Genomic DNA, 23506 nt, shown 5'->3' with positions numbered 1-23506 from the left:
GATTCGGATGGGGATGCGCGCGCGGAACCTATCGGAAGGCACTCCATTCCACAACCGGGGAACAAGTCATTGAGGGAACGGCGATTCTTACGTCGTCCCTGCGAAAGCAGGGACCCATAACCACGGGCCGTTGTCATGGGAATGACAAGACGAACTTGGCACTGCCTTAAATCGCTCGGCCGCGGCGTATGGGTTCCTGCTTTCGCAGGAACGACGGGAAGTCACCCCGCCCCCCACGGCGGCACTCAGCGCACCGGGTTAATCGGCGTCACGACGCCCAGGCGGGCCTCGATCGCCTCGGCCGCTTCCAAGCACAAATCCTCGCGCAACCGCGGCCCGGTGATCAGCACGCCGATCGGCAACCCCGTCGCCTCGTCGCGCCCGGCCGGCACGCATGCCGACGGCAGGCCGAGCAGATTGGCCGGGACCACCGGGCGCATCAGCTCCTTGGTCGCGGCCGTGCCAGCAGGGGTCGCCGAATCAAAACCATGCTCGAACGGCAATTGCGTCCAGGTCGGCGACAGCAGCAGCGGCCGGTCGGCCATGAAGGTCGACCATGCGCGCGCGATGCCGTCGCGCTCAGTCATCAATTGCGACCATGACGCCGCGTCGGCCAGGGGCGGTATGCCCTCATTGAAGTTGTTCAGGAAGGCCATCGCATCCGCGCCCATCATCGGGGCCAACAAATTCAGCACCGAGCCGAAATCACCCATGATCAGGCGGCGCCAGCAGCCGATCGCGTCGGCGTAGCGTGGCGGGCAGGCTTCTTCCACGACGTAACCAGCATCGGCCAGCGCTGCTGCGGCACGCCGCACCGTGGCCGCCACTTTTGGATCGGTGCCGCCGCCGGGTGGCTCGGGCAGCACGGCCACGCGAACCGGCCGCGCCAAGGCTCGTCCCTCGAACGGGGCATCAATCGACCAGGGATCGCGCGGATGCGCGCCCATGAGGACACGCAGGCCGAGACGCACATCCGCCACGCGGCGGGCCATCGGCCCCTGCACATTCATCAGTTGCACCGCCAGCAAACGGTCTTCGGCCGGCACATAGCCCGCTTCGGGCACGCGGCCGGCGGATGGACGGATCGAGGCGATGCCGCAGGCGTTCGCGGGATTTCGGAGCGAGCCGCCGATGTCGTTGCCAAGGCCGATCGGGCTCATGCCGCTGGCCAGCGCAGCCGCCTCGCCGCCGCTCGAGCCGCCCGCGGTGCGCCCCGGATGCCAGGGATTTCGCGTCAGGCCGTGAAGCGAACTATCAGTATGCACGCGCAGCGCCATGTCAGGCAGGTTGGTGCGGGCGATCGGTATCGCGCCGGCGGCGCGCATGCGTTCGACGACCGGCGCATCAACAGGCACCACCGCGTTGGCCAGCGCGGGCACGCCCCAGGTGGTGGGCAGGCCGGCCATGTCGATGTTTTCTTTCACCGTAAAAGGCACGCCGTGCAGCGGGCCAATTGTTTCGCCGGAGGCCAGCCGCTGGTCGGCCTCAACGGCCGCCGCGCGGGCCTCGTCGGCCAGCACGCGCACCACGGCATTCAGCGCCGGGTTCACCGCATCGATACGCGCCAGATGGGCGTCTACCACCTCCGACGAACTCAATTGCCGCCGCGCAATGCGCAGCGCCAGTTCAGTGGCCGGGAGTTGCCAGATCTCGCTCATCGCTCACTCCAACATGACATGCGCGATGAAATCGCGCGCAACGCTCCCGCCCGTCGGTCGAATGTAATGTCGCGCCTGTCCGATGTCGACGGCATGACCAGCGATCAGCCGCTCGCCAAGTTGAAGCTCAGCTATCTCCGTCGCCCCTGCGAACGCAGGGGCCCATAACCACAGGCCGTTGTCGTGGGAATGACAAGGCGACTGGCACCGCCTTAAATCGCTCGGCCGCGGCGTATGGGTTCCTGCTTTCGCAGGAACGACAGAAAAACTACCCGCTCGCCGCGCCTGCCTTGGCAAACCGGCGGCGGATGCGCATCGACAGGCCGTCGCAGACCTCGCGATAGGCTTGCAGCTTCTGCTCGCGGTTGCCTTCCATGCCGGTCGGATCTGGTGTCGGCCAGTACTCGACATCGGCGGCCATGGTGCGCGTCAGCTCCAGCGCCTTGTGATGGGCTTCCGGCGACAGCGTGATGATGAGATCGAAATTGAGCCCTTCCCAGTCCTCGAGCTCGTCGAACGTCGTCGGCTTGTGGCCGGAAATGTCCTGGCCGAGCTCGGCCATCACAGCGACCGCGAACGGATCGAGCTCGCCCTTCCTGACGCCGGCGGATTTTACGTAGAGCGCCTGCGGGAACATCTGCCGTAACAGGCTCTCCGCCATCGGCGAACGCACGCTGTTCAGGCCGCATGCAAACAGCACGGCCTGCGGATTGCGCGCGCGGGGCGCATCCATGTGTCACGTAATCCTTGCCGCAAAGGGCGTCATGCCGTCCCTTTTACGCATGACCCTATCCGAAAACCGCTTCGCACTTTTCGGGGTCATCCGTCCTGCCCCTTCCAGTGCAGGACGCAGATCAGCGTGAACAGGCGGCGGGAGGTTTCGAAATCGATTCTTACCTTGCCCTTCAGCCGTTCCTGCAGCGTGCGCGAGCCTTCGTCATGGATACCGCGGCGGCCCATGTCGATCGCCTCGATCTTGTCGGGCGTGGCGGTGCGGATCGCCTGGTAGTAGCTGTCGCAGATCATGAAATAATCCTTCACGATCCGCCGGAACGGCGTCAGCGACAACAGATGCGCCACCACGGGAGTAGCATCCTCGCGGCGGATGTCGAACATCAGCCGGTTGCCGGTAATCGCAAGGTGCAGCGTGAACGGCCCCTGCACCGCCCCTTCGGGCGCAAACACGTTCTGCTCGATCAGATCATAGATCGCAATCGCGCGCTCATGCTCGATATCGGGCCCGGAACGCCCGATCGATTCCTCGTCGAGCGTCACCGCGACGATGCGGTTGTGCTGGTCATCGTCTGGTGGCGGCTTGTTCATGGCAAATTGAGGCGCAATCCGACGGAGCGTGAATGGGCGTCCAAACCCTCGGCCTTGCCCAAGGTCATCGCGGCAGGCCCCAGCGCGCGCAACTGGTCCGGCCCGCATTTGAGAATCGAAGTGCGCTTCATGAAGTCTAGCACGCCGAGCCCCGACGAAAACCGCGCCGAACGCGCCGTCGGCAGCACGTGATTGGAGCCGCCGACGTAATCGCCGATCGCTTCCGGCGTATGGGGCCCAAGAAAGATCGCGCCGGCGTTGCGGACTTTTGCCGACAAGCCTTCCGCATCCGCGGTCATGATTTCCAGATGTTCGGCGGCGATGGCGTTGGCGAGTTCGACCGCCTGGTCGAGGTGGCTGACCATGATGATGGCGCCGAAATCGTTCCACGAGGCCCGCGCGATCTCGGCGCGGGGCAGTGTTTTGAGCTGGGACTCCACCGCGCTTTCGACCTCGGCGGCAAGCCGGGCGCTGTCCGTGATCAGGATCGACTGCGCGCTCGCATCATGCTCGGCCTGCGCCAACAGATCGGCGGCGATCCAGCCGGCATTGCCGGTGTCGTCGGCGATGACGAGCACTTCCGAGGGACCTGCGATCATGTCGATGCCGACCTTGCCGAACACCTGCCGCTTGGCGGCGGCGACATAGGCATTGCCCGGGCCGACGATTTTCGCCACCGGCGCGATCGTCGCCGTGCCGTAGGCGAGTGCCGCCACCGCCTGCGCGCCGCCGACGCGGTAGATTTCGGACACGCCGCCAAGCTGTGCGGCCGCCAGCACCAGCGGATTGAGCTTGGCGTCCGGCGACGGCACCACCATGACGACCCGCGGCACGCCGGCGACCCGGGCCGGAACGGCATTCATCAGCACCGACGACGGATAGGCGGCGGTGCCGCCGGGCACATAGAGGCCGACCGCATCGACCGCGCTCCAGCGCCAGCCGAGCTCGACGCCCAGCGCATCGGTGAAGCGCTCGTCCTTCGGCAATTGCCGCTGGTGAAATGCCTCTATCCGGTCACGGGCGAATTTCAGGGCATCGACGGTCGCGGTGTCGCAAGCCCCGACCGCGGAATCGATCTCGGCCGCGGTCACGCGCAGGCCGGAGGCCGCGATGTCGAGCCGGTCGAATTTCCTGGTCGCCTCGAGCAGGGCGGCGTCACCGCGCGCGGCCACGTCATCGACAATGGCGCGGGTGGCGCGCTCGACATCGGCCGAAACCTCGCGTTTGGCGGCGAGGAATTGCTTGAAGCGTGGCTCGAAATCGGCGCTGCTGGTATCCAGGCGAACGGGCATGGCGGCTTTCTGAGAGACAGCGAAGGCCCCTGCTCAATGGCGCGGCGGCCAAGGGCCGTCAACCCTTGCTCGCCTGGAAACAGGACCCGTAGGGTGGGCTGAGCGCAGCGAGCCCACCAAAATGCCTCTCCACCGGCGGACGAAGATGGTGGGCACGCTGCGCTTTGCCCACCCTACGGCACCGGATTCACCCCTCCGGCGCGATGGCGAGGTCGCTGGTGCCGAGATCGTCGGTGCCGAGGTCGGTCAGCTCGCATTCCAGGCATTCGACGTCCAGCCGCAGCGCCTCGCCATGGCTGAACAAGAGAAGCGCGCTGCCGCCGGGGGCCTCGCCGGGATGGAATTCGATCCCGACCAGTTCCAGCACCGCCTTGGGCTGCGCCAGATCGATGTTGCGCGACTTGCAGGCCAGAACGCGGTCGAAGCGCAGCGCCGCGATCGAACGGCGCGGCTCGGTTCCGCCCGACAGTGTCTGCTCCCAGTCCAGCCGGTCGATGCCGACCACCAGCCGCTTTTCGTCCTGCCGCCAGACGATGTCGGACGCCTGGACACGGGCGTCCTGCACATGGGCCGATATGACCGCGAGATCGTCGGCGTCGAGCGCAATCAATTTGAGCTGTTCGGGCGCCGGCATAAAATCCTCGATAATGCTCTAATCGCTGATGCGCTGGATCGACGCGCCGCAGGCCGAGAGCTTTTCCTCGAGCCGTTCGAAACCGCGGTCCAGATGATAGATCCGGTTGACCATGGTTTCGCCCTCGGCGGCAAGCCCTGCGATCACCAGCGACACCGAGGCGCGCAGGTCCGTCGCCATCACGGGTGCGCCGCGCAGTTTTGCGGTGCCGTCGATGGTCGCGGTCTCGCCATCGAGGGATATACGCGCGCCGAACCGCGCCAGTTCCTGGACATGCATGAACCGGTTCTCGAAAATCGTCTCGGTGATCTGCGAGGAACCGCTGGCGCAGGCCATCAGCGCCATCAATTGCGCCTGCAGGTCGGTCGGAAAGCCCGGGAACGGCGCGGTCGACACCGTCACCGGCCGGATCCCGGCGCCGTTCCTGGCAACCCGGATACCGTCATTGTTGACGGTGATGAGGGCGCCCGCCTCTGTCAGCACGTCGAGCGCCGACTGCAGCAGCTCCGGTCGGGCACCGGAAAGCTGCACGTCGCCGCCGGTCATGGCGACCGCCATCGCATAGGTTCCGGCCTCGATTCGATCCGGCAATACGGTATGCCGCGCGCCATGCAGCTTCTCGACGCCCTCGACCACGATCCGCGGCGTGCCCGCGCCGCTGATGCGCGCGCCCATCTTGTTCAGGCAATCGGCGACGTCGGCGATTTCGGGCTCGCAGGCGGCGTTGGTGATGATGGTCGTGCCCTTCGCAAGCGTTGCCGCCATCAGCGCTACATGGGTGCCGCTCACCGTCACCTTGGGGAAATCGATGCTCGCGCCGCGCAGGCCGCCGGGCGCTTTGGCCACCACATAGCCGCCGTCGATGGTGAGGTCGGCGCCGAGCTTTTCCAGCGCCATGATCAGGAGATCGACCGGTCGCGTGCCGATGGCGCAGCCGCCCGGCAGCGAGACTTTTGCCCCGTGCATCCGCGCCAGCAGCGGCGCGATCACCCAGAAGCTGGCGCGCATCCGCGACACCAGATCGTAAGGCGCCGTGGTGTCGATGATATTGGCGGCCGAAATGTGCAGGGTCTGGCCCTGATAGGCACGGTCGCCGGGCCGCTTGCCCGCGGACATGATGTCGACGCCATGGTTGCCGAGGATGCGCTGCAACTGCGCGACATCGGCGAGCCGCGGCACGTTGTCGAGGATCAGCGTTTCCTCCGTGAGCAGGGCAGCGATCATCAGGGGCAGGGCGGCGTTCTTCGCGCCCGAGATGGCGATGGTGCCGTTGAGCTTGCTGCCGCCAACGATACGAATGCGGTCCATGCCATCCCCCTTGCGGTGCGCAAATTTTAGAGGCTGCGTGCCTACAGCAGAAGCGGTGACATTTGCGGCGATTTGATGGGGTGCGCTCAAAGCCAACCACCGTCATTCCGGGGCGACACGAAGCGGCGAACCATGATGTGCAATTGCACATCGGAGAATCCATTTCACCACTGGCGCTGCGGCCCGATGGGTTCCCTGACGTGCAATTGCACGTCAAAGCTCGCGACTGCGTCGCGCCCCGGAATCACGGGAGAGAAATGACGGACGCCTAAATCGCGTTGATGTCTTCGCTCTCCAGCACCCGCTTCGGGTAGCCATCCCGCGCCACCTTGATCATGGCGCGGCCGAGCTGTTCGCTGGTGGTCATGTAGCTTGGCGCGGTGCGGGCGAGATACGACAACAGCGGCGCGGTGACGACATAGATCGCATTTACCCAGCCCGTCTTCGACCGGACGCCATGCAGCGGCTGGATGCCGGCGGGCCGGAACATGTAGGCCGCCTTGAATGGCAGCTTGAGCAGATCGTTCTCGGTCTTGCCCTTGACCCGCGCCCACCTCACCCCGCCCTGCTCGGTGGAGTCAGTGCCGCGCCCGGTGACATAGGTAAACACCATGCCGGGGTTGAGCCGCACCAGCGTATTCGCGGCGGCCATGGTGACGTCGTAGGTCAGATGCCGGTAACGCTCCGCGTCCATGCCGATCGAGGAGACGCCGAGGCAGAAGAAGCAGGCGTCGTATCCCGCAAGCTCCGATTCGATGGCGGAGAAATCCGTGAAATTGTCATGCAGGACTTCATGCAGCTTGGCGTGCTGCACGCCGGCCGGGCTGCGCCCGACCGCGAGCACGCGCTCGATGCCGGCATCGACGAGGCATTCGCGCAGGACGCCCTGCCCGACCATGCCGGTGGCGCCGAACAGGATGACTTTCATGTCAGGGTGAGCTCCGCTCATCCCTTGATGAAGGCCAGCAGGTCGGCGTTGATGGTGGCGGCTTCCGTGGTGGGCATGCCGTGCGGAAAGCCCTTGTAGGTCTTCAGCGTGCCGTTCTTGAGCAGCTTTGCCGACAGCGGCGCGGAGTCTTCATACGGCACGATCTGGTCGTCGTCGCCATGCATCACCAGCACGGGCACCGTGATCTTCTTGAGATCTTCGGTGAAGTCGGTCTGCGAGAAGGCGACGATGCCGTCGTAATGCGCCTTGGCGCCGCCCATCATGCCCTGTCGCCACCAATTCTCGATCACGGCTTCCGAGGGTTTCGCGCCCGGCCGGTTGTAGCCATAGAACGGACCCGACGGCAGCGCGCGGTAGAATTCCGAGCGGTTGGCGGCAAGCTGCGCCTGCAGGTCGTCGAACACCGATTTGGGCAACCCGCCCGGATTGGCCGGCGTCTGCACCATCAGCGGCGGCACGGCGGAGAGGATCGCCGCCTTCGCGACCCGGCTCTCGCCGTGGCGGGCGATATAATGCACCACCTCGCCGCCGCCGGTGGAATGGCCGACATGAACGGCACTCTTCAGATCGAGATGCGCCGTCAGCGCGGCGAGGTCGTCGGCGTAATGATCCATGTCGTGGCCGTCGGCCACCTGGCTGGAGCGGCCGTGGCCGCGGCGGTCATGCGCGATGACCCGAAAACCGTTGTTCAGGAAGAACAGCATCTGCGTGTCCCAGTCGTCTGAAGACAGCGGCCAGCCGTGGCTGAACACGATGGGCTGGCCCTTGCCCCAGTCCTTGTAGAAGATCTCGACGCCGTCTTTGGTCGTGATGGTGGGCATGGGATTCTCCTCTTGTTTGGTTGCGGTCAACGGCACGCAGTCCGGCGAACCTGCGTTCGCCGGACTGCAGGCGATCGGTGAGGTCCGGTCACGCGGGGCGGAAGCGCCGCCACGCGCCGATGATCATGACGACGAAAAATACCAGCACGATGCCCTGGGCCACCGCAAATACCGGCCCCGCGGGCGGGTTGCCCGGCGCCAGCGCCGTCAGCGCCGGTATCTTGAGGAAGCTCTGAACCACCAGCACGAACACATTGAGATAAAGCGAGGCCAGGGCGGTAACCACATAGATCCAACGCCACGCGCCGGCGAGCTTCATGCCGTACAGCGCGATGCAGGCAATCGCGAGCAGGATGAAGGAAAGGATGCCGAACAGGTGCGACGGCAGCAGCTTATCGAACAACAGAGGCGGAATCACAAAGCCTGTGGCGCTGGTCAAAATGGTGAACAGCAGGAAGATCGCAGTCAATCCCGACATCCGGTTGGAGCCGAGCATTCCGAACATCACGATCAGGCCCGCGACAATGGCAATCAGGCTGATGACCACATGGACCATCACGAACGTCGCCACACTCATACCCAGTATCATGATGCGCCCCCGCCGCTGGAAACTCTCTAAAGAGTACGATGCGTCGTGAAAAATTTCCACACGCATCGCGTGCAGCTTCGACAACACAGGCATGTGCGCGAATGAAGACACATCAACGAAAGTAGTATGATGCGCGAAATATTTGCACTGATGTCACAAACGACAGCAGACGCAACGTTGAATAATTGAATCTAATAATAGCGCGGGATCGGACCGTTGTGCGGCGTCTTGCGGTGCGACAGGTCGAACAGCACTTCGTCGACATAGCACCAGCCCCAGCCTTCCGGCGGATCGTAGCCTTCGATCACGGGATGGCCGGTGGCATGGAAGTGCGCTGACGCGTGCTTGTTCGGCGAATCGTCGCAGCAGCCGACATGGCCGCAGGTGCGGCATATCCGCAGATGCAGCCACTGGCTGCCGCTTTTCAGGCATTCCTCGCAGCCGAGCGCGCTCGGCGTCACCGTTTGAATGCCGGCGATGTGGCTGCAGCCTTTTTTGTCACCGCTTCATACCTCGCGCGTCTCTATGTATTGGCGCCCGCCAATACGCGCATCATAGCGACGGCTTCATAGCATCGGCCAGATAGCCGTGCAGCGCGGCCACCACCTGCGCGCCCTCGCCGATCGCGCCACCCACGCGCTTGACCGAGCCGGCGCGCACGTCGCCGACCGCGAATACGCCGGGCACCGAGGTTTCCAGCGTCGGCACCGGACGGCCGAGATTCTGCTCGGACTGCGCGCCCGTCACCACAAAGCCCGCGCGGTCGAGCGTCACGCCGCAGCCGTTCAGCCAATGGGTCGCCGGATCGGCGCCGACGAACAGAAACAGGTTCCGGACATCGAAATGGTGCTGTTCGGGCGCCAGCCGACTCCTCCAGCGCACGCGTTCGAGCGAGCCATCCTCGCTGCCCTCGACCGCAACCACCTCGGCGTTGAAGACCAGTTCGATATTGGGCGCCGCTTCGATGCGCTCAATGAGATAGCGCGACATGCTGGCCCCCAGCCCGCCGCCGCGGATGATCATGTAGACCTTGCGCGCATGGCCGGACAGAAACACTGCGGCCTGGCCTGCGGAATTGCCGCCGCCGACCAATACGACGTCCTGGCCCACGCACAGCTTGGCCTCGATCGGCGAGGCCCAGTACCAGACGCCGCGGCCTTCGAATTTCTCGAGATTCTCGATCTCGGGCCGCCGGTAGCGCGCCCCGCTCGCCACCACGATGGATTTGGCGCGCAACGACTGCCCGCATTCGGTCGCCAGCGCAAACACGCGGTCGCGCTGCGAACAATCCAGCGACCTGACACAAACCGGAATCAGCATGTCCGCGCCGAATTTTTGCGCCTGGGTGTAGGCGCGGCCGGTGAGCGCCTGCCCGGAAATGCCGGTCGGAAATCCCAGATAGTTTTCAATCCGCGCGCTGGCGCCGGCCTGGCCGCCGAAGGCCCGCGCATCGAACACCGCGACCGACAATCCTTCGGACGCGGCATAGACCGCGGTGGCCAGACCGGCGGGACCGCTGCCGACAACGGCTACGTCGTAGAGCTTCTCATGCGCCTGGTTGGTGATCATCCCCACCGCCAGCGCCAGCGACGTCTCCGACGGATTGCGCAGCACGGTGCCGTCGGGGCACACCACCAGCGGCAGATCGGCGCGCGAGGGCGAGTAGCGCGCGACGAGGTCGGCGGCGTCCTTGTCGGTTGCGGGATCGAGCACGTGGTGCGGCTGGCCGTTGCGCACCAGGAAATTCTGCAGCCGCGCCGTGTCGCCGAGCGAGCTCGGTCCGATCAGCACCGGACCGCCGACACCGCCCTGGATCAGGCTGACCCGGCGCAGGATCAGCGCGCGCATGATGCGCTCGCCGAGTTCGGCTTCCGCGACCAGAAGCGCGCGCAATTGATCCGGCGGAATCAGCAGCGTTTCGACGTCGCCCTCGGCATGGCCGTCGACCAGCGCGACGCGGCCGGAGAGTTGGCCGATCTCGGCCAGAAACTGCCCCACGCCCTGGTCGACGACCGGGGTAACATGGCCGAGGCCATCGCGCTGCGTGATCGCGACCGTGCCTGATAGCACCACGAACATGCCGGGGCCGACCTTGCCGGTTTCGAACAGGGTTTCGCCGTGCTGGTAGGTTCGAAGCTCCCCGAACCGGCGCATCCGCTCGATTTCGTGATGCGCGAGCGACGGAAATGTCTGTTCGTGACGGGGAAACGCAAGGGAAGCCGCGCCGATCGCCGGACCGGCCGTGATGTCTGCACTCATTGTCGCCGCCTAAAAAAGAAACAGAACCGTGCAGAGAGCGGGCCATGCAAGCCGGCGAGCGATCGGGATTTCCCGCTGCGCTGCCGGCTAAGGCTTTTCTCCGCCGGCGTCATTTAGGGAGGCATCGGCGTTTTCGGAAGATGCACCGGGATCGCTGCGCCCACGGGCCTGCGACTTCCGCCGCTTGAGATTTTCGCGCAACGCCAGCTTCAGCCGGTCCCGTCGCGAATCCTTCACAACCGCGTCGCGCTTACCCGCGTCCTTGCCTTGATCGCCCTTCATCGTCAGTCCGCCGAAATATGCCTTGATTGAGCCGGGCATCACGCCGCCCGCAACGCTGCCACCGAACATAGTGGGTTTTGCCGCCCCTTGCCGCAATGACCCGCACTGACGCCGCGAGGCCATGCGAGGTCATGATTCGGCACCCTGGACGTGGGCCACGGATGGTTGGGAACCGGATCGGCCCTGGGGATTTTCCGGGGGCTGACCGCTTTGAAGGAGCTCGTCGGCAACAAGCGCCGGTTTTTGACGATTTTGAACCCTTTCCGGCCCGCCCGCGTGCTTGCGCCAGAGGGGCCCTTGTGGCAAGAACCGCCCGCCTAGTGGGCGGCCATTTGGGCCGATTCCCCCAATACCGGGCATGCTGCCGTAGCTCAGTGGTAGAGCACTCCATTGGTAATGGAGAGGTCGACAGTTCAATCCTGTCTGGCAGCACCAGTTCTTCCCGATCAGCATCAGCAAGTTTCTGAACGACTTGAGCTTTTCGCGCCGCGCCTGATACACACGGGTGTTGCACGATGGTTCTACGAATGGCCTGTCCTACTAAGCGTCTCGGCTCCGACAACTGGTACTTCCGAAAGCGTATCCCAGCCGATGTTCAAGCGATCTTGGCCAAGCTGCCAAAGGATCAGCGGCCACCGCACTGGTACAATGACCACGTCATGTAAGGTTGAAGACGATCATACACCGTGGAGTGTGTCGGCCGACGCAAAATGCGGGTGCGACCCCACGGCTTCATGCGGGACGATCCGATCGGTTGCACCGCGTATGATGCCGTAGCATTCACAGGTTGCTTCCTCGAGCCGCGCCCTGTCGATTTCGACCAAGCCCCGCCGAGCGGATCTGATGGCACCTAAGGCGCGGAGTTTGGCAATCACCAGCGTCACGGTTGTTCGTCGGACCCCGAGCAACTGCGAAAGCGTCTCCTGCGTTAATGGTAGGATGTGGTTGTCCTCGGTTCGATCGTGCAGGTGAAGCAGCCACCGGGCCATGCGGGCCTCGACCGAGTGCAGTCCGTTGCAGGCTGAGACGTGCTGGAACTGCATGAGTATCGACCTCGTGTGCGCCTCGACCACATGTCTGATGGCGCCACTCTTCATGTAGGCTGCATGAAACCGCGACACGGAGATTTGCGATGCGGTGCCGCCCACCCGCACGACCGCGGTCACGGACGACATGAAAGAGGGTCCCAGCACCGATAATGCGCCGATAGCTCCCTCGCGCCCGATTACCGCAGTTGCGATTGTTTCTCCGTTCGGAAGGCCGAGCATGAAGGAGATGGCACCGCTATGGGGAAAGTAAACATGGTCGCGTCGATCTCCCGCTCGTATCACCACGGCGTCCTGTTCAAGCGACACCTTCTGGAGATGAGGGGCGAGCAACGCGAGGTCGGCCAACGGCAACGCGGCGAGAAGACGATTACCGGCGCTCGCCGGACGTCCCATCACGAGAGACTTCCTCCCTCAGAAGAGCACGCAGCCCTCCTGGAATGTCTTTGGCAGGAATGTCTTCTGCGCTGCGCCGACACTAACTCCACTTTCATCGTGCCGGCTTTGAACGGCTTTCATGGATACGATACTTGCTGAGTACCTTAACGCGCCGCCCCAGTAAAGGTAAGGCGAACCCTTGACGCGGCGCCGCGAAGCGAAAAAACTCAACGATTTCAGCGGAAGGGTTGCCCTCTCGACAGCTCGACCCTGTCTGGCAGCGCCGTCCCCTTCCAATGACGCCTCAGTTGGGAAACCTGCCCAAGATCGCAATCATCTCCGCGTAGATTGTCGGCAGGCGCCGATCACCCCGCCAGTGCCACTTTCCGGAACGCCTTGACCAGCGCGCCCTCCAGCTTGCCCTCCATGCCGCAGAGGATCTGGTAGGCGTCCTGCCGGGCCATTGGCGGCCGGTATGGCCTGGATTCGACAAGTGCTGCGAAGATATCCGAGATCGTCAGCAATCTGACCAGATCGGAAATCTGCGAGGCCGCCAGTCCATCCGGATAGCCGGAGCCGTCAAGATATTCGTGATGATGCCTCACGCCATCCAGAATTTCCGGACTGATGCCCGATACGCCCTTCAACAGGTCATATCCGATCACGGGATGGCGCCGGATGATCTCCTCCTCCTCGGGGTCGAGGCGTCCTGGCTTGTCCAGGATCGATAGCGGAATGCGCGCCTTCCCGATGTCGTGGAGGGTCGCCGCCATTCCGAGCCGCGAGACGTCCCCGCCGGAGAATCCGACATCCAGCCCGAAGGCGACCGCAACACCGGTTACAAGCAGGCAATGCTGAAACGTGCCCTCGTGATAGCGACGCACCTCGTCGAGCCACGTCGAAAGTCCATCCTGCCCGACGCGGGTGATGATCTTCGACGTCGCACGCTTCGCATCGACAAGGTTCAGTGGCTTGCCACGGCGCACGTTCGAAAACATCGAGGCGAAGGCTGCCACGCCTTCGTCCATCTCCGGTGTCGGATCTGCAGCGTTATCTTCCTCGGCGGTTTCCGCCGCTTCGATCTGCGCGACCTTGAGAATGGCTTCCTTGGGGCGTGAAATGATCGCGGTTGCGCCGAGCGCATAGGCCTGCGCAACCATCGAACGGGAGAGATTGTGAACGACGAACAGCTTCTCGGGAATGCCGCCAAGGTCTTGCAAAATGAACTTGAGCTGATCGACACGGGTCATCTGCCGCAGGTCGATGTCGACCATCAGCACGCCATGCGACCTGATCCCGGTGCCGTCGCCGCCCAGCACCCAGGGGACCACGGCGTGTTGCGGTTCGAGCATCGCGCGGATCGCCGGTAACTTCGTCGGTTCGTCTGTGACAAAATAGACGAGCATTCGTAGAACTTCCGTACCCGGTAACTCTTGAGGTAGCTGCCCTTTAAAATTGAAGCACTGAAAAGAAAATGAACTGTCTTGCCTATAATTCAAACGCCCGCGCCCCGCACTCGGCGCCATCGAAATCTCAAGCATTTTAATCAACATCAGCTTGGCTACCTTGCCGTTAAGCATCCACCTCGTATAACTACGTACCTCAAACAGGTGAGCACGTCGGTCGGGTTCCGAAGGATCGTCAGATCGATGGCAACGTCAGTGAATGATCTCTTGTCGTCCCGAAGCGAACCGGGAACCGAGAGATTGGCGCTGTGCGCTTTGATCTCGATCGGCTGCATGTTCGCCCCTGTGCCGTCGTTCGCGCAAGCCGATCTCGCCGGTGCGACCGCCAAGCTCACGCTGCAGGTCGCGACCGCCATGCTCGGCGAAAAATGCCGCCGCATCGAGGCGCCGGAACCCGCGTCGCTTGCTTCGGTATCACTGCACCGAACCTTCCACGATGATTTCGACGCCCATCCGCTGCTGGATGAAAGATGGGCGTCGCATTACGCCGGCGGCGCCGCCTGGCCGGAAGCGCGCTATTGGGGCGGCGACGGCTCCGACTTCAGGCGCAAGACCAGTTATAATGGCGAGCAGCAGATCTATGTCGATCCGCGCTATGGCGGGCGGGAAACAACGCCGCTCGGCCTCGATCCGTTCAAGGTCAGCGACGGCGTTCTCTCGATCACAGCCAGCCGCACCCCGCCGTCGCTGAAGACCGTTCTCTTCAACAATGAATATATCTCGGGCATCCTGACGACCCAGAGCCGGTTTGCCCAGAAGTACGGCTACTTCGAAATGCGCGCCAAGGTACCGGTCGGCATCGGCGTGTGGCCGGCGTTCTGGATGCTCGCCGATGACGGCGGCTGGCCGCCGGAGGTCGATATCATGGAGGGCCGCGGGCAGCGGCCGGGCGACATCGTGATGACGACGCATTGGCGGATACCGGAGACGCAGCGCGTGGAACGCTGCGGGTTCGACTTCCGGGTGCCGGACGCCCCGACCGTCTTTCACGATTATGGCGTGCTGTGGCAGCCGGATCGCATCACCTATTTCATCGACCGCCAGCCGGTCTCCGAGATCAAGGTCCCCGTCGGCTTCGGCGTGCCCATGTACATGATCGTCAACCTCGCCATGGGCTCGAAGACTTTCGAGGGCGTGGGATTCGTCGATGGTGAATCTCCCAATATTGTCGCATTCGAGATCGACAGGATATCCGCCTACCAGATCGACGAACGCTGACCGGAGATGACGATGTTCGGAAAATTCTCGCGCCGGAATTTTGCAAAGCTTGCAGGCTTGTCCGCGCTCGGCATCGCGGCTGCGCCGGCCCACGCCGCCGCGCAAGCAGCAGCCGAGCGGCCCGCGCCTGCGAGCTTTCCGAAAGATTTCGTGTGGGGCACCGCCACGTCGTCCTATCAGATCGAAGGTGCCGTCAACGAAGACGGCCGCGGCCGCTCGATCTGGGATACGTTTGCCCACACGCCCGGCAAGATCGAGGACGGCACCACGGGAGACCGCGCCAACGAACACTACATCAGGTACAAGGAAGACATCGGCCTGATCCGCGAGCTCGGCGCCAAGGCCTACCGGTTTTCGATCGCGTGGCCGCGGGTGTTTCCGGAAGGAACGGGTAAGCCGAACCCCAACGGCCTCGACTTCTACGACCGTCTCATCGACGAGTTGCTGAAGCACGGCATCGAGCCATACGCGACGCTCTATCACTGGGATCTGCCGCAGGCGCTCGAGGACAGGGTGGGCGGTTGGCGATCCAGCGAAACGTCGAAAGCATTCGGGGATTATGCCGGCCACGTGGCGGCGCGTATCACTGATCGGGTCAGATCGATCTTCACGATCAACGAAGCCGGAAGGTTCGTGAATTTCGGCTATGGATGGGGCATCGATGCCCCCGGCCTCAAACTGCCGGACGCCGACGTCAACCAGGTCCGCCACCATGTGGCGCTGGCGCACGGCCTCGCCGTGCAGGCGGTCCGCGCGCATGGGCGCGCGGGCACCAGAGTGGGTCCGGCCGAAAACATCGCGGCCTGCGTGCCGGCATTCGACACATCAGACAATGTGCGCGCGGCCGAGATAGCGACGCGCGAACTCAACTCCGGCTTCCTCGGCGTCATACTGGAAGGCAAATACACGGACGGATTTCTTCAATACGCCGGCAAGGACGCGCCGAAATTTACCGCCGACGAACTGAAGATCATTTCCTCGCCCAATGATTTCGTCGGCCTCAACATCTACGCGCCGCAATTCTACATCGCCGCGTCCGACAAGGCGCCGGGCTGGCGCGTGTTGCCTTTTCCGGCCTCATTCCCGCACATGAATTCCGACTGGCTCAGGGTCGGCCCGGAGACGATCTACTGGGCGCCGCGTCTGGCGGCAAAGGTCTGGAACATCGAGACGATCTACATCAGCGAGAACGGCACGTCGTCGGAAGACAAACTCCGTGACGATGGCCAGGTCTACGACCTCGATCGCATCATGTACCTGCGCAATTATCTCAGGCAATTGCAGCGCGCGACGTCAGAGGGGGTGCCGGTCCGCGGCTATTTCCTCTGGAGCCTGATGGACAATTTCGAATGGATCTACGGCTATAAGCAGCGCTTCGGGCTTTACCACGTCGACTTCGAGACGCAGCGCCGGACGCCGAAACTGAGCGTCGCCTTCTATCGCGACGTGGTGGCGCGGAATGCGATCGGCGTCTGAACGCCGCTAGGGCCCCGTTCCGATGGAATCGGAACGGGGCCCTAGATTCTTAATTTGGCGCGTTTTCTTGACGCGAACCGGTCTCCACTTCGCTGGAAAACGCTCTAGTACCGTGCGGCTTGCCGCAGCGGCGCCGCGATCTCGCCGATGGAGCGCTGCTTGCCCTCGGTTGCCACAGTCGTGACCGGTTGCTGCGCCAGCTTGCGCGATGATTCGTGACCCATGAATACACCTGCCGCGGCGAACAGCAGCACGACATAAAGTGCGAACATGCCGCCGACCCATTTCCAGTAGATCTGGCGGGCCTCGGGGGTCAGGCTCTCGAGTAATTGGCGCATGGTTGCCTCCTCATCAGGAAACCTTATGCATTGCGTATAGCCCCGACCTTGGAAGCCGTATGTGACGTACTTCACAGATGTCGATTTGAGACGGAGAACCCGTGACCGGAGCGGAATTGAAGAAACTTCGCGAGCATCTTGGTGAGGCCATCGGCCAGCCGCTGTCGGTGGCCGACATGGCCAAACTCTGCGGACTGCCGGCTGCCGATGGCGCCGACACCATCCGCAAATGGGAGGTCACCGGCCCGACCGGGCCTGTGGCGGAGCTGCTGCGCATCCTGGCGATGGCCAGCGACCACTATCCGATCCTCGAAATGTTCAACGTGTTCGATCGCCACGACGTCCCGGTGAAAGACCGCCCCGCCCGCCGGCAGGCCTTCCGCGAACAAATGCGCAGCGACGTGCGGCGCCGCATTGGTTAAGCAAAGCTTGCCGGGAGGCTCCGAGGAGGGCCGAAAATTAAGCCTTTCCTAACCTTTGATTAGGCCTTCATTAAGTAAAAAAAACGTTTGTTTGCCAATGGGTTGGGTTCGTATCCGCTGTCACCTCCAAGTGACAGCATTTTAGTCAAATGCCGTCTATGTGCGTGGTCATGGAAGGCGCCCCGCACGAGGGTGTCGCCGAACGGTTTTCGGAGACCAGCACAATGAAGAAGATTTTTGCAGCCCTCGTGGCCTTCGCAGCCCTTACCGCCACAGCCCCCGCCCTTGGCGCCGATCTCGGCGGGCGCTCCTACTACAAACAGGCGCCCGCCTATGCGCCGGTCCCTCTCTGGACCGGTTTCTATATCGGCGGCCATCTCGGCGGCGCCTTCAGCGGCAGCAACAGCTTCAACGGCGCGGTGCTGAGCGATTCCAGCGCCCGCCTGCTCGGCGGCGTTCAGGCCGGCCTCGATTGGCAATTCGCGCCGAACTGGGTGCTCGGCACCGAGGGCCAGTATTCCTGGCTCGGCAAGAACAACCTCACCGCCACCTTCCCCGGCGGCTACGTCTACACCAACGATCAGCGCGGCCTCGGCTCGATCACGGCCCGCATCGGCTACACCTGGGGTGCGGGCCTGGTCTATGTCAAAGGCGGTTACGCCTATTCCGACAACAGCGAGAGGGTGACCCTGGCCGGCGTTCCGACCGCCTTCCTGCTCGATGGCAACCACAGCAACGGCTACACCGTCGGCACCGGCGTCGAATACATGTTCGCCCCGAACTGGGCGGTCAAAGGCGAGTACATGTATTATGACTTCGGCAGCAGCCGCTTCGTGACCCCTGCCGCGCTGGCGCCGTTTGGAAACTTCCACACTGACGACCACACGCTGAAGCTCGGCGTCAACTATCGCTTCAACTTCGCGAGCCCGGTGGTGGCACGCTACTGAGCGATTTCAACCGCGAATTGCAGAAGGCCGGCTCTCACGCCGGCCTTTTTGTTTTTGCGCTTTGCCCGCGTTTTCCGGTTCGCGGAAAAATCCGTCAAAAGCGAGCATTTCCTCGCCAAAAATGCGGCGAAAAAGCCTTCCAGTTCCAAACTTGTTAACCGGGTACCGTGATACTGCCGCGCGAGGAAACATCTCAAGGTAGCGTAGACGGGACAGCGGGCAAATGGCGGCACGATCCAATTCACGGCTCAAGGGTTTTCGCTTCGGCGTCAGGGGCAGTCTGTTTGCCGCCTTCGCCGTCATCGCCGGCATGGCGATCATCATCTCCGCCGGCGCCGGCCTGATGCTCGGGCGGCTCGGCGGGACCATGGTCGACCTGAGCGGACGGGATATCCCCCGTCTTGCCGCCAGCTTGCAGCTATCCGCGCAGAGCGCGAGCCTCGCCAGCCAGGGGCCGGCGCTGCTGGCTGCGCGCAGCGAAGAGGCGCTGAACGATCGAACCAGGAAAATGAAGGAAACCCAGGCGGTCGCGCTGCAGAAGCTCGGCGAGATCGTCGAACTCGGTGCCGACAAGGCGGTCGTCGCGGCGCTCACCGAGAACATGAAGAACATCGATGAGGTGATCAAGAGCCTCGGCTCGGCCGCGCGCGAGCGGCTCGAACTGGGCGCCCAGCACGAAAAGCTCTACGACGCGGTGCGCAAGGCGCAGCGGCGCTTCGTGGCCGCCGCTGGACCAGCGGCAATCGACGCGCAGACCGAGCTCTACAGCATCTACGCTGCCCCCAACTTCTCGCAAGCCGAGGCCATCCGGGCCCACAAAACGGCCGACCAGCTCGCCGACATCGCCGCCAGCGGCAATCTCATGGCGTTCGACATGATCGCCGCGCTGTCGACCAACAACGGCGAAGTACTCGAAGCGACCGGCAGGGACTTTCGCACCGCGCAGGCGCGCGTGAAGTCGAATCTCGAAGCGCTGCCCAAGACCACGGCGATGCGGTCCGTTCAAAACACAACCCTGAGCCTGCTGGCGCTTGCCGACGGCAAGACCGGCATCTTCAAGGTCCGCCAGCAGGAACTGGACGCGGACGATTACGGCCAGACCATTCTGGAGGAAACCCGCAAGCTCAATGTCGGCCTCGGCATCAGCGTGCAGCAACTGGTCGACGCCGTGCAGAAGGAAACCGACGCCGCGGCCTGGCAGGCGCGTCAGGAGATTTCGTTCGGGACCATGGTCATGCTCGCCCTCGGCGTATCGACACTGGTCGGTTCGATCCTGTTCGTCTGGCTCTATGTCGGCCGCAACATCCTGCGGCGGATCAGCAACCTGCAGCGCTCGATGCAAGTGTTGTCCAGCGGCGACCTCGAATCGGAGGTCTATCAAAGCCACGCGCAGGACGAGATCGGCGCCATGGCGGATTCGCTGCAGGTGTTCCGCGAGAGCATGATCCAGAGCCGCGCGCTCTCCGCCGAGCAGGACAAGGACCGCGTCGCCAAGAGCGAACGCGCCTCCCGCATGGAAGCGCGCATCGTCGAGTTCGAAGGCACCGTTCGCACCGCGCTCGACAGCCTGTCGTCCGCGGCGGGCTCGATGCAGTCGACCGCGCAAAGCATGTCGGCGACCGCCGATCAATCGAGCGCACTGGTGACCGCGGTGGCAACCGCCGCCGAGCAGACGTCGGCCAACGTGCAGACCGTGTCGTCGGGCACCGAGGAATTGTCCTCCTCGATCGAGGAGATCGGCCGCCAGGTCATCACCTCGGCGGAGATCGCCCGCAAGGCGGTCGACGACGCCGGCGAGACCGATGCCACCATGCAGGGGCTTGCGGACAATGCCGCGCGGATCAGCGTGGTGGTCGATCTGATCCAGACCATCGCCTCGCAGACCAACCTGCTGGCGCTGAACGCCACCATCGAGGCGGCACGCGCCGGCGACGCCGGCCGCGGCTTCGCCGTGGTCGCCTCCGAGGTGAAGAGCCTCGCCAACCAGACCGCGAAGGCCACCGACGAGATCCGCCAGCAGATCGTCAGCATGCAGACGGTGACTACGACGGCGGTCTCGGCGATCAGGAACATCAGCAACACGATCAGCGAGATCAACGAGGTGACCACCGCGATCGCGGCCGCGGTCGAGGAGCAGGGTGCGGCGACGCGCGAGATCGCCCGCAACATCCAGCACGCCGCCGGCGGCACCAGCGAGGTTTCCACCAACATCGTCGGTGTATCCAGCGCCTCGTCGCAGGCCGGAACCGCCGCCGGCGAGGTACTGACCGCCTCCGGCGCGCTGCGACGGGAAGCCGACGTGCTGCGCGAAGAGATCGACGCGTTCCTGTCGAATATCCGGGCGGCTTAAAATCGTAGAATTCCGTAGCCCGGATGGAGCGAAGCGCAATCCGGGAAACTCCATCAACCGGCGGGACCGTTCCCGGATTGCGCTGCGCTCCATCCGGGCTACCCAATGCCGCACGGGCCGGCAACCCATGCCGTGAGCCGATCCCCTACCCGCTTTTTTCGGCTAGCGCGCCGCCGCCTCTACCGCTAAGCCGGTAGCATGCATTCGAAAACCGACATGGTGCAGTCCTCGGCCGAGGCACTGCGATACCCCTTCGAAAACCACCCCGGCCACGATCAGGTCGTCGAGGTGGTGCCCGGCGTGCTTTGGGTTCGCCTCAAGCTGCCGTTCCGGCTCAATCACGTGAACATCTATCTGCTGGCCGACGGCGACGGTTGGGCGATGATCGATTCCGGCTTCGGCAATGAAGAATCCATTGCGGCCTGGACCACCCTGTTCGAGGGGCCGCTGCGGCATGTGAAGATCACGCGGCTGATCGTCACCCATTCGCACCCCGATCACGTCGGCCTTGCCGGCTGGATCACGGAGCGTTTCGACTGCCCGCTGCAGATGACGCAGGTCGAATACCTGCAATCGGTCTATCACCAGAACCGCGGCACCGAGGAGCGGCGCAATGCGCAGCGGCTGTTCTTCCGCCGCCACGGCATGGACGAGGGCTTGACCGACAAGTTGCTCGGCCGTGGCCAGGACTATTTGAAGCGCGTCTCGGTGCTGCCGCCGTCCTATCGGCGCATCTCGCATGGCGACGAGGTCGTGATCGGCACGCGGCGTTTCAAGGTGATCACCGGCGGCGGCCATGCGCTCGACCAGGTGATGCTGTATTGCGCCGCCGACAAGCTGTTCCTCTCCGCCGATCAGGTGCTGAGCAAGATTTCGCCCAATGTCAGCGTCTGGGCCGTCGAGCCCGACCAGAACTCGCTCGGGGAATACCTGGCCTCGCTCGCCAGCCTCACCACCACGCTGCCCTACGACGTGATGGTGCTGCCCGGCCACGGCGTGCCGTTCTACGGGCTGAAGACCCGCATCAAGCAGCTCGCCGACCATCACGAGGACCGCTGCCGCCTGATCGCCGAAGCCTGCCGCGAGGTCCCGCAAACCTCGAAAGAGCTGGTGCCGGTCGTGTTCCACAAGCACGTGCTGGACGAGCACCAGATGGGCTTTGCCGCCGGCGAACTGGTCGCGCACGTCAATTACATGCTGGTCGAGGGCCGCCTGACCTGCGAAGTCAGCGACGGCATATTGCGGTTCCGCACCACCTGAACGGCGCTACGGCCGATTTCATTTCCGGAACGGAAGTAGCTGGACCGCGAATCCCGCCTAGCGCCTTGATCCCGATCAACATTTGCTCTGCCTGGGCAGCATCCCGGATGCCGTGCCTAAATATGGGATTTCGCGTAGACACCAAAGCTGGAAAGGCTCTAAAAAGGCGCGAAGCCAATCCGGCCGGTTCCGGTTCCAGGTCTTGTGATGGATTACAGCAAATTTTTCAGTGCCGCCCTCAACCGCCTGCATGACGAGCGGCGCTACCGCGTTTTCGCCGACCTTGAACGGATCGCGGGCCGCTTCCCGCACGCGGTCTGGCACTCGCCGAAGGGCCCGCGCAACGTCGTGATCTGGTGCTCCAACGACTATCTCGGCATGGGCCAGCACCCGAAGGTGGTCGGCGCCATGGTCGAGACCGCCACAAGGGTTGGCACCGGCGCCGGCGGCACCCGCAACATCGCGGGCACCCATCATCCGCTGGTCCAGCTCGAACAGGAACTGGCCGACCTGCACGGCAAGCAGGCTTCGCTGCTCTTCACCTCCGGCTACGTCTCGAACCAGACCGGCATCTCGACGATCGCAAAACTCATTCCGAACTGCCTCATTCTATCTGACGCGCTGAACCACAATTCGATGATCGAAGGCGTGCGCCAGGCCGGCTGCGAGCGGCAGATTTTCCGCCACAACGACATGGCGCATCTGGAAGAGCTGCTGATCGCGGCGGGGCCGGACCGGCCGAAGCTGATCGCCTGCGAGAGCCTGTATTCGATGGACGGCGACATAGCCCCGCTTTCGAAGATCTGCGATCTCGCCGAGAAGTACGGCGCCATGACCTATGTCGATGAAGTCCATGCGGTCGGCATGTACGGCCCGCGCGGCGGCGGCATCGCCGAGCGCGACGGCGTCATGCACCGCATCGACGTGCTCGAAGGCACGCTCGCCAAGGCCTTCGGCTGCCTCGGCGGCTATATCGCCGGCAAGGCCGAGATCATCGATGCGGTCCGCTCCTATGCGCCGGGCTTCATCTTTACGACCGCGCTGCCGCCGGCGATCTGCTCGGCCGCTACCGCTGCGATCCGCCACCTCAAGACCTCGAACTGGGAGCGTGAGCGCCACCAGGACCGAGCCGCCCGCGTGAAGGCGATCCTCAATGCCGCCGGCCTGCCGGTGATGTCGAACGACACCCACATCGTGCCGCTGTTCGTCGGCGATCCCGAGAAGTGCAAGCAGGCCTCCGACATGCTGCTGGAGGAGCACGGCATCTACATCCAGCCGATCAACTATCCGACGGTCGCCAAGGGAACCGAGCGGCTGCGGATCACGCCTTCGCCCTACCACGACGACGGCCTGATCGATCGGCTCGCCGAAGCGCTGCTGCAGGTCTGGGGCCGTCTCGGCCTGCCGCTGAAGCAGCAATCGCTGGCGGCCGAGTAACCCTACCCCTCCTAATCCCTTCGAATTGGGCCGGTAGCGCGGTGCGCTGCCGG

General features: G+C 63.8%; 22 protein-coding genes and 1 tRNA gene. 8 read left to right on the top strand and 15 right to left on the bottom strand.

The window, feature by feature from the left end:
• Window positions 1-245: 245 nt before the first annotated feature.
• From IVB05_RS03475 to IVB05_RS03420, 12 genes are all read right to left on the bottom strand, one after another.
• The gene (locus IVB05_RS03475; RefSeq protein WP_247783031.1) at window positions 246-1658 is read right to left on the bottom strand and encodes an amidase; all 1413 of its coding nucleotides are present in this window, start codon (window positions 1656-1658) and stop codon (window positions 246-248) included.
• 268 nt (window positions 1659-1926) lie between these two features.
• Window positions 1927-2391 carry an arsenate reductase ArsC gene (locus tag IVB05_RS03470; protein ID WP_247783030.1) on the bottom strand — a complete coding sequence of 155 codons (465 nt, stop codon included), beginning with the start codon at window positions 2389-2391 and terminating at the stop codon, window positions 1927-1929.
• Between the two features lie 86 nt (window positions 2392-2477).
• Complete coding sequence (locus tag IVB05_RS03465) at window positions 2478-2981, bottom strand: UPF0262 family protein (protein ID WP_247783029.1); 504 nt, start codon at window positions 2979-2981, stop codon at window positions 2478-2480.
• Window positions 2978-4273, bottom strand: a complete 1296-nt coding sequence (gene hisD / locus IVB05_RS03460) for a histidinol dehydrogenase (protein ID WP_247783028.1) — start codon at window positions 4271-4273, stop codon at window positions 2978-2980. Before hisD ends, IVB05_RS03465 begins: the two co-directional genes overlap by 4 nt.
• A 187-nt stretch (window positions 4274-4460) precedes the next feature.
• On the bottom strand, window positions 4461-4907 hold the full coding sequence (locus tag IVB05_RS03455; RefSeq protein WP_247783027.1) for a DUF2948 family protein: 447 nt from the start codon (window positions 4905-4907) through the stop codon (window positions 4461-4463).
• 18 nt (window positions 4908-4925) lie between these two features.
• Window positions 4926-6215: a UDP-N-acetylglucosamine 1-carboxyvinyltransferase gene (gene murA, locus IVB05_RS03450; protein ID WP_247783026.1), complete on the bottom strand. Its 1290-nt coding sequence runs from the start codon at window positions 6213-6215 to the stop codon at window positions 4926-4928.
• A gap of 268 nt (window positions 6216-6483) precedes the next feature.
• A complete protein-coding gene (locus IVB05_RS03445) occupies window positions 6484-7143 on the bottom strand; it encodes an epimerase (RefSeq protein ID WP_247783025.1) in 660 nt (219 codons plus the stop codon).
• A gap of 17 nt (window positions 7144-7160) precedes the next feature.
• Window positions 7161-7985 (bottom strand): alpha/beta hydrolase, encoded by an 825-nt coding sequence (locus tag IVB05_RS03440; protein ID WP_247783024.1) that lies wholly within the window; start codon window positions 7983-7985, stop codon window positions 7161-7163.
• Window positions 7986-8073: 88 nt separating this feature from the next.
• Entirely contained in the window at window positions 8074-8574 is a 501-nt protein-coding gene (locus tag IVB05_RS03435) for a hypothetical protein (protein WP_247786579.1), read from the bottom strand.
• A 191-nt stretch (window positions 8575-8765) separates the two neighbouring features.
• Window positions 8766-9044, bottom strand: coding sequence for a UBP-type zinc finger domain-containing protein (locus tag IVB05_RS03430; RefSeq protein ID WP_247786578.1), 279 nt, complete (start codon window positions 9042-9044; stop codon window positions 8766-8768).
• Window positions 9045-9126: 82 nt separating this feature from the next.
• Window positions 9127-10833 carry an FAD-dependent oxidoreductase gene (locus tag IVB05_RS03425; protein WP_247783023.1) on the bottom strand — a complete coding sequence of 569 codons (1707 nt, stop codon included), beginning with the start codon at window positions 10831-10833 and terminating at the stop codon, window positions 9127-9129.
• Between the two features lie 87 nt (window positions 10834-10920).
• Window positions 10921-11184: a hypothetical protein gene (locus IVB05_RS03420; protein WP_346771827.1), complete on the bottom strand. Its 264-nt coding sequence runs from the start codon at window positions 11182-11184 to the stop codon at window positions 10921-10923.
• A gap of 291 nt (window positions 11185-11475) precedes the next feature.
• Here IVB05_RS03420 and IVB05_RS03415 point away from each other — a divergent pair.
• Window positions 11476-11550: transfer RNA gene (locus IVB05_RS03415), tRNA-Thr, on the top strand.
• A gap of 242 nt (window positions 11551-11792) precedes the next feature.
• Here the strand turns inward: IVB05_RS03415 and IVB05_RS03410 are convergent.
• Window positions 11793-12557 (bottom strand): Crp/Fnr family transcriptional regulator, encoded by a 765-nt coding sequence (locus IVB05_RS03410; RefSeq protein WP_247786576.1) that lies wholly within the window; start codon window positions 12555-12557, stop codon window positions 11793-11795.
• A 347-nt stretch (window positions 12558-12904) separates the two neighbouring features.
• The gene (locus tag IVB05_RS03405) at window positions 12905-13945 is read right to left on the bottom strand and encodes an HD domain-containing phosphohydrolase (protein ID WP_247783022.1); all 1041 of its coding nucleotides are present in this window, start codon (window positions 13943-13945) and stop codon (window positions 12905-12907) included.
• A gap of 333 nt (window positions 13946-14278) precedes the next feature.
• Here IVB05_RS03405 and IVB05_RS03400 point away from each other — a divergent pair, with 333 nt between their 5' ends.
• Window positions 14279-15223 carry a glycoside hydrolase family 16 protein gene (locus IVB05_RS03400; protein WP_247786575.1) on the top strand — a complete coding sequence of 315 codons (945 nt, stop codon included), beginning with the start codon at window positions 14279-14281 and terminating at the stop codon, window positions 15221-15223.
• 12 nt (window positions 15224-15235) lie between these two features.
• Window positions 15236-16699: a GH1 family beta-glucosidase gene (locus IVB05_RS03395; protein ID WP_247783021.1), complete on the top strand. Its 1464-nt coding sequence runs from the start codon at window positions 15236-15238 to the stop codon at window positions 16697-16699.
• 104 nt (window positions 16700-16803) lie between these two features.
• Here the strand turns inward: IVB05_RS03395 and IVB05_RS03390 are convergent, their stop codons facing one another.
• A complete protein-coding gene (locus IVB05_RS03390) occupies window positions 16804-17037 on the bottom strand; it encodes a hypothetical protein (protein WP_247783020.1) in 234 nt (77 codons plus the stop codon).
• Between the two features lie 101 nt (window positions 17038-17138).
• Here IVB05_RS03390 and IVB05_RS03385 point away from each other — a divergent pair, with 101 nt between their 5' ends.
• The 5 genes from IVB05_RS03385 to hemA all read left to right on the top strand — a co-directional run bounded on the left by IVB05_RS03385 (window position 17139) and on the right by hemA (window position 23453).
• Complete coding sequence (locus IVB05_RS03385) at window positions 17139-17459, top strand: hypothetical protein (RefSeq protein WP_028348061.1); 321 nt, start codon at window positions 17139-17141, stop codon at window positions 17457-17459.
• Window positions 17460-17683: 224 nt separating this feature from the next.
• The gene (locus IVB05_RS03380; protein WP_247783019.1) at window positions 17684-18406 is read left to right on the top strand and encodes an outer membrane beta-barrel protein; all 723 of its coding nucleotides are present in this window, start codon (window positions 17684-17686) and stop codon (window positions 18404-18406) included.
• Between the two features lie 223 nt (window positions 18407-18629).
• The gene (locus IVB05_RS03375) at window positions 18630-20756 is read left to right on the top strand and encodes a HAMP domain-containing methyl-accepting chemotaxis protein (RefSeq protein ID WP_247783018.1); all 2127 of its coding nucleotides are present in this window, start codon (window positions 18630-18632) and stop codon (window positions 20754-20756) included.
• 198 nt (window positions 20757-20954) lie between these two features.
• Window positions 20955-22016 carry an MBL fold metallo-hydrolase gene (locus IVB05_RS03370; RefSeq protein WP_247783017.1) on the top strand — a complete coding sequence of 354 codons (1062 nt, stop codon included), beginning with the start codon at window positions 20955-20957 and terminating at the stop codon, window positions 22014-22016.
• A 207-nt stretch (window positions 22017-22223) separates the two neighbouring features.
• Entirely contained in the window at window positions 22224-23453 is a 1230-nt protein-coding gene (gene hemA / locus IVB05_RS03365) for a 5-aminolevulinate synthase (RefSeq protein ID WP_247783016.1), read from the top strand.
• Window positions 23454-23506: the final 53 nt, after the last annotated feature.

The sequence above is a fragment of the Bradyrhizobium sp. 170 genome, assembly GCF_023101085.1.
In the GTDB taxonomy this organism is placed as follows: domain Bacteria; phylum Pseudomonadota; class Alphaproteobacteria; order Rhizobiales; family Xanthobacteraceae; genus Bradyrhizobium.
This window is presented reverse-complemented; position numbering and strand designations above follow the sequence as displayed.

What these genes read in the sequence shown, in the direction of transcription:
- IVB05_RS03475 (WP_247783031.1), bottom strand. Translation starts at nt 1,658, where the DNA reads ATGAGCGAGATCTGGCAACTCCCGGCCACTGAACTGGCGCTGCGCATT.
- IVB05_RS03470 (WP_247783030.1), bottom strand. Translation starts at nt 2,391, where the DNA reads ATGGATGCGCCCCGCGCGCGCAATCCGCAGGCCGTGCTGTTTGCATGC.
- IVB05_RS03465 (WP_247783029.1), bottom strand. Translation starts at nt 2,981, where the DNA reads ATGAACAAGCCGCCACCAGACGATGACCAGCACAACCGCATCGTCGCG.
- hisD (WP_247783028.1), bottom strand. Translation starts at nt 4,273, where the DNA reads ATGCCCGTTCGCCTGGATACCAGCAGCGCCGATTTCGAGCCACGCTTC.
- IVB05_RS03455 (WP_247783027.1), bottom strand. Translation starts at nt 4,907, where the DNA reads ATGCCGGCGCCCGAACAGCTCAAATTGATTGCGCTCGACGCCGACGAT.
- murA (WP_247783026.1), bottom strand. Translation starts at nt 6,215, where the DNA reads ATGGACCGCATTCGTATCGTTGGCGGCAGCAAGCTCAACGGCACCATC.
- IVB05_RS03445 (WP_247783025.1), bottom strand. Translation starts at nt 7,143, where the DNA reads ATGAAAGTCATCCTGTTCGGCGCCACCGGCATGGTCGGGCAGGGCGTC.
- IVB05_RS03440 (WP_247783024.1), bottom strand. Translation starts at nt 7,985, where the DNA reads ATGCCCACCATCACGACCAAAGACGGCGTCGAGATCTTCTACAAGGAC.
- IVB05_RS03435 (WP_247786579.1), bottom strand. Translation starts at nt 8,574, where the DNA reads ATGATACTGGGTATGAGTGTGGCGACGTTCGTGATGGTCCATGTGGTC.
- IVB05_RS03425 (WP_247783023.1), bottom strand. Translation starts at nt 10,833, where the DNA reads ATGAGTGCAGACATCACGGCCGGTCCGGCGATCGGCGCGGCTTCCCTT.
- IVB05_RS03420 (WP_346771827.1), bottom strand. Translation starts at nt 11,184, where the DNA reads ATGTTCGGTGGCAGCGTTGCGGGCGGCGTGATGCCCGGCTCAATCAAG.
- IVB05_RS03410 (WP_247786576.1), bottom strand. Translation starts at nt 12,557, where the DNA reads ATGGGACGTCCGGCGAGCGCCGGTAATCGTCTTCTCGCCGCGTTGCCG.
- IVB05_RS03405 (WP_247783022.1), bottom strand. Translation starts at nt 13,945, where the DNA reads ATGCTCGTCTATTTTGTCACAGACGAACCGACGAAGTTACCGGCGATC.
- IVB05_RS03400 (WP_247786575.1), top strand. Translation starts at nt 14,279, where the DNA reads ATGTTCGCCCCTGTGCCGTCGTTCGCGCAAGCCGATCTCGCCGGTGCG.
- IVB05_RS03395 (WP_247783021.1), top strand. Translation starts at nt 15,236, where the DNA reads ATGTTCGGAAAATTCTCGCGCCGGAATTTTGCAAAGCTTGCAGGCTTG.
- IVB05_RS03390 (WP_247783020.1), bottom strand. Translation starts at nt 17,037, where the DNA reads ATGCGCCAATTACTCGAGAGCCTGACCCCCGAGGCCCGCCAGATCTAC.
- IVB05_RS03380 (WP_247783019.1), top strand. Translation starts at nt 17,684, where the DNA reads ATGAAGAAGATTTTTGCAGCCCTCGTGGCCTTCGCAGCCCTTACCGCC.
- IVB05_RS03375 (WP_247783018.1), top strand. Translation starts at nt 18,630, where the DNA reads ATGGCGGCACGATCCAATTCACGGCTCAAGGGTTTTCGCTTCGGCGTC.
- IVB05_RS03370 (WP_247783017.1), top strand. Translation starts at nt 20,955, where the DNA reads ATGCATTCGAAAACCGACATGGTGCAGTCCTCGGCCGAGGCACTGCGA.
- hemA (WP_247783016.1), top strand. Translation starts at nt 22,224, where the DNA reads ATGGATTACAGCAAATTTTTCAGTGCCGCCCTCAACCGCCTGCATGAC.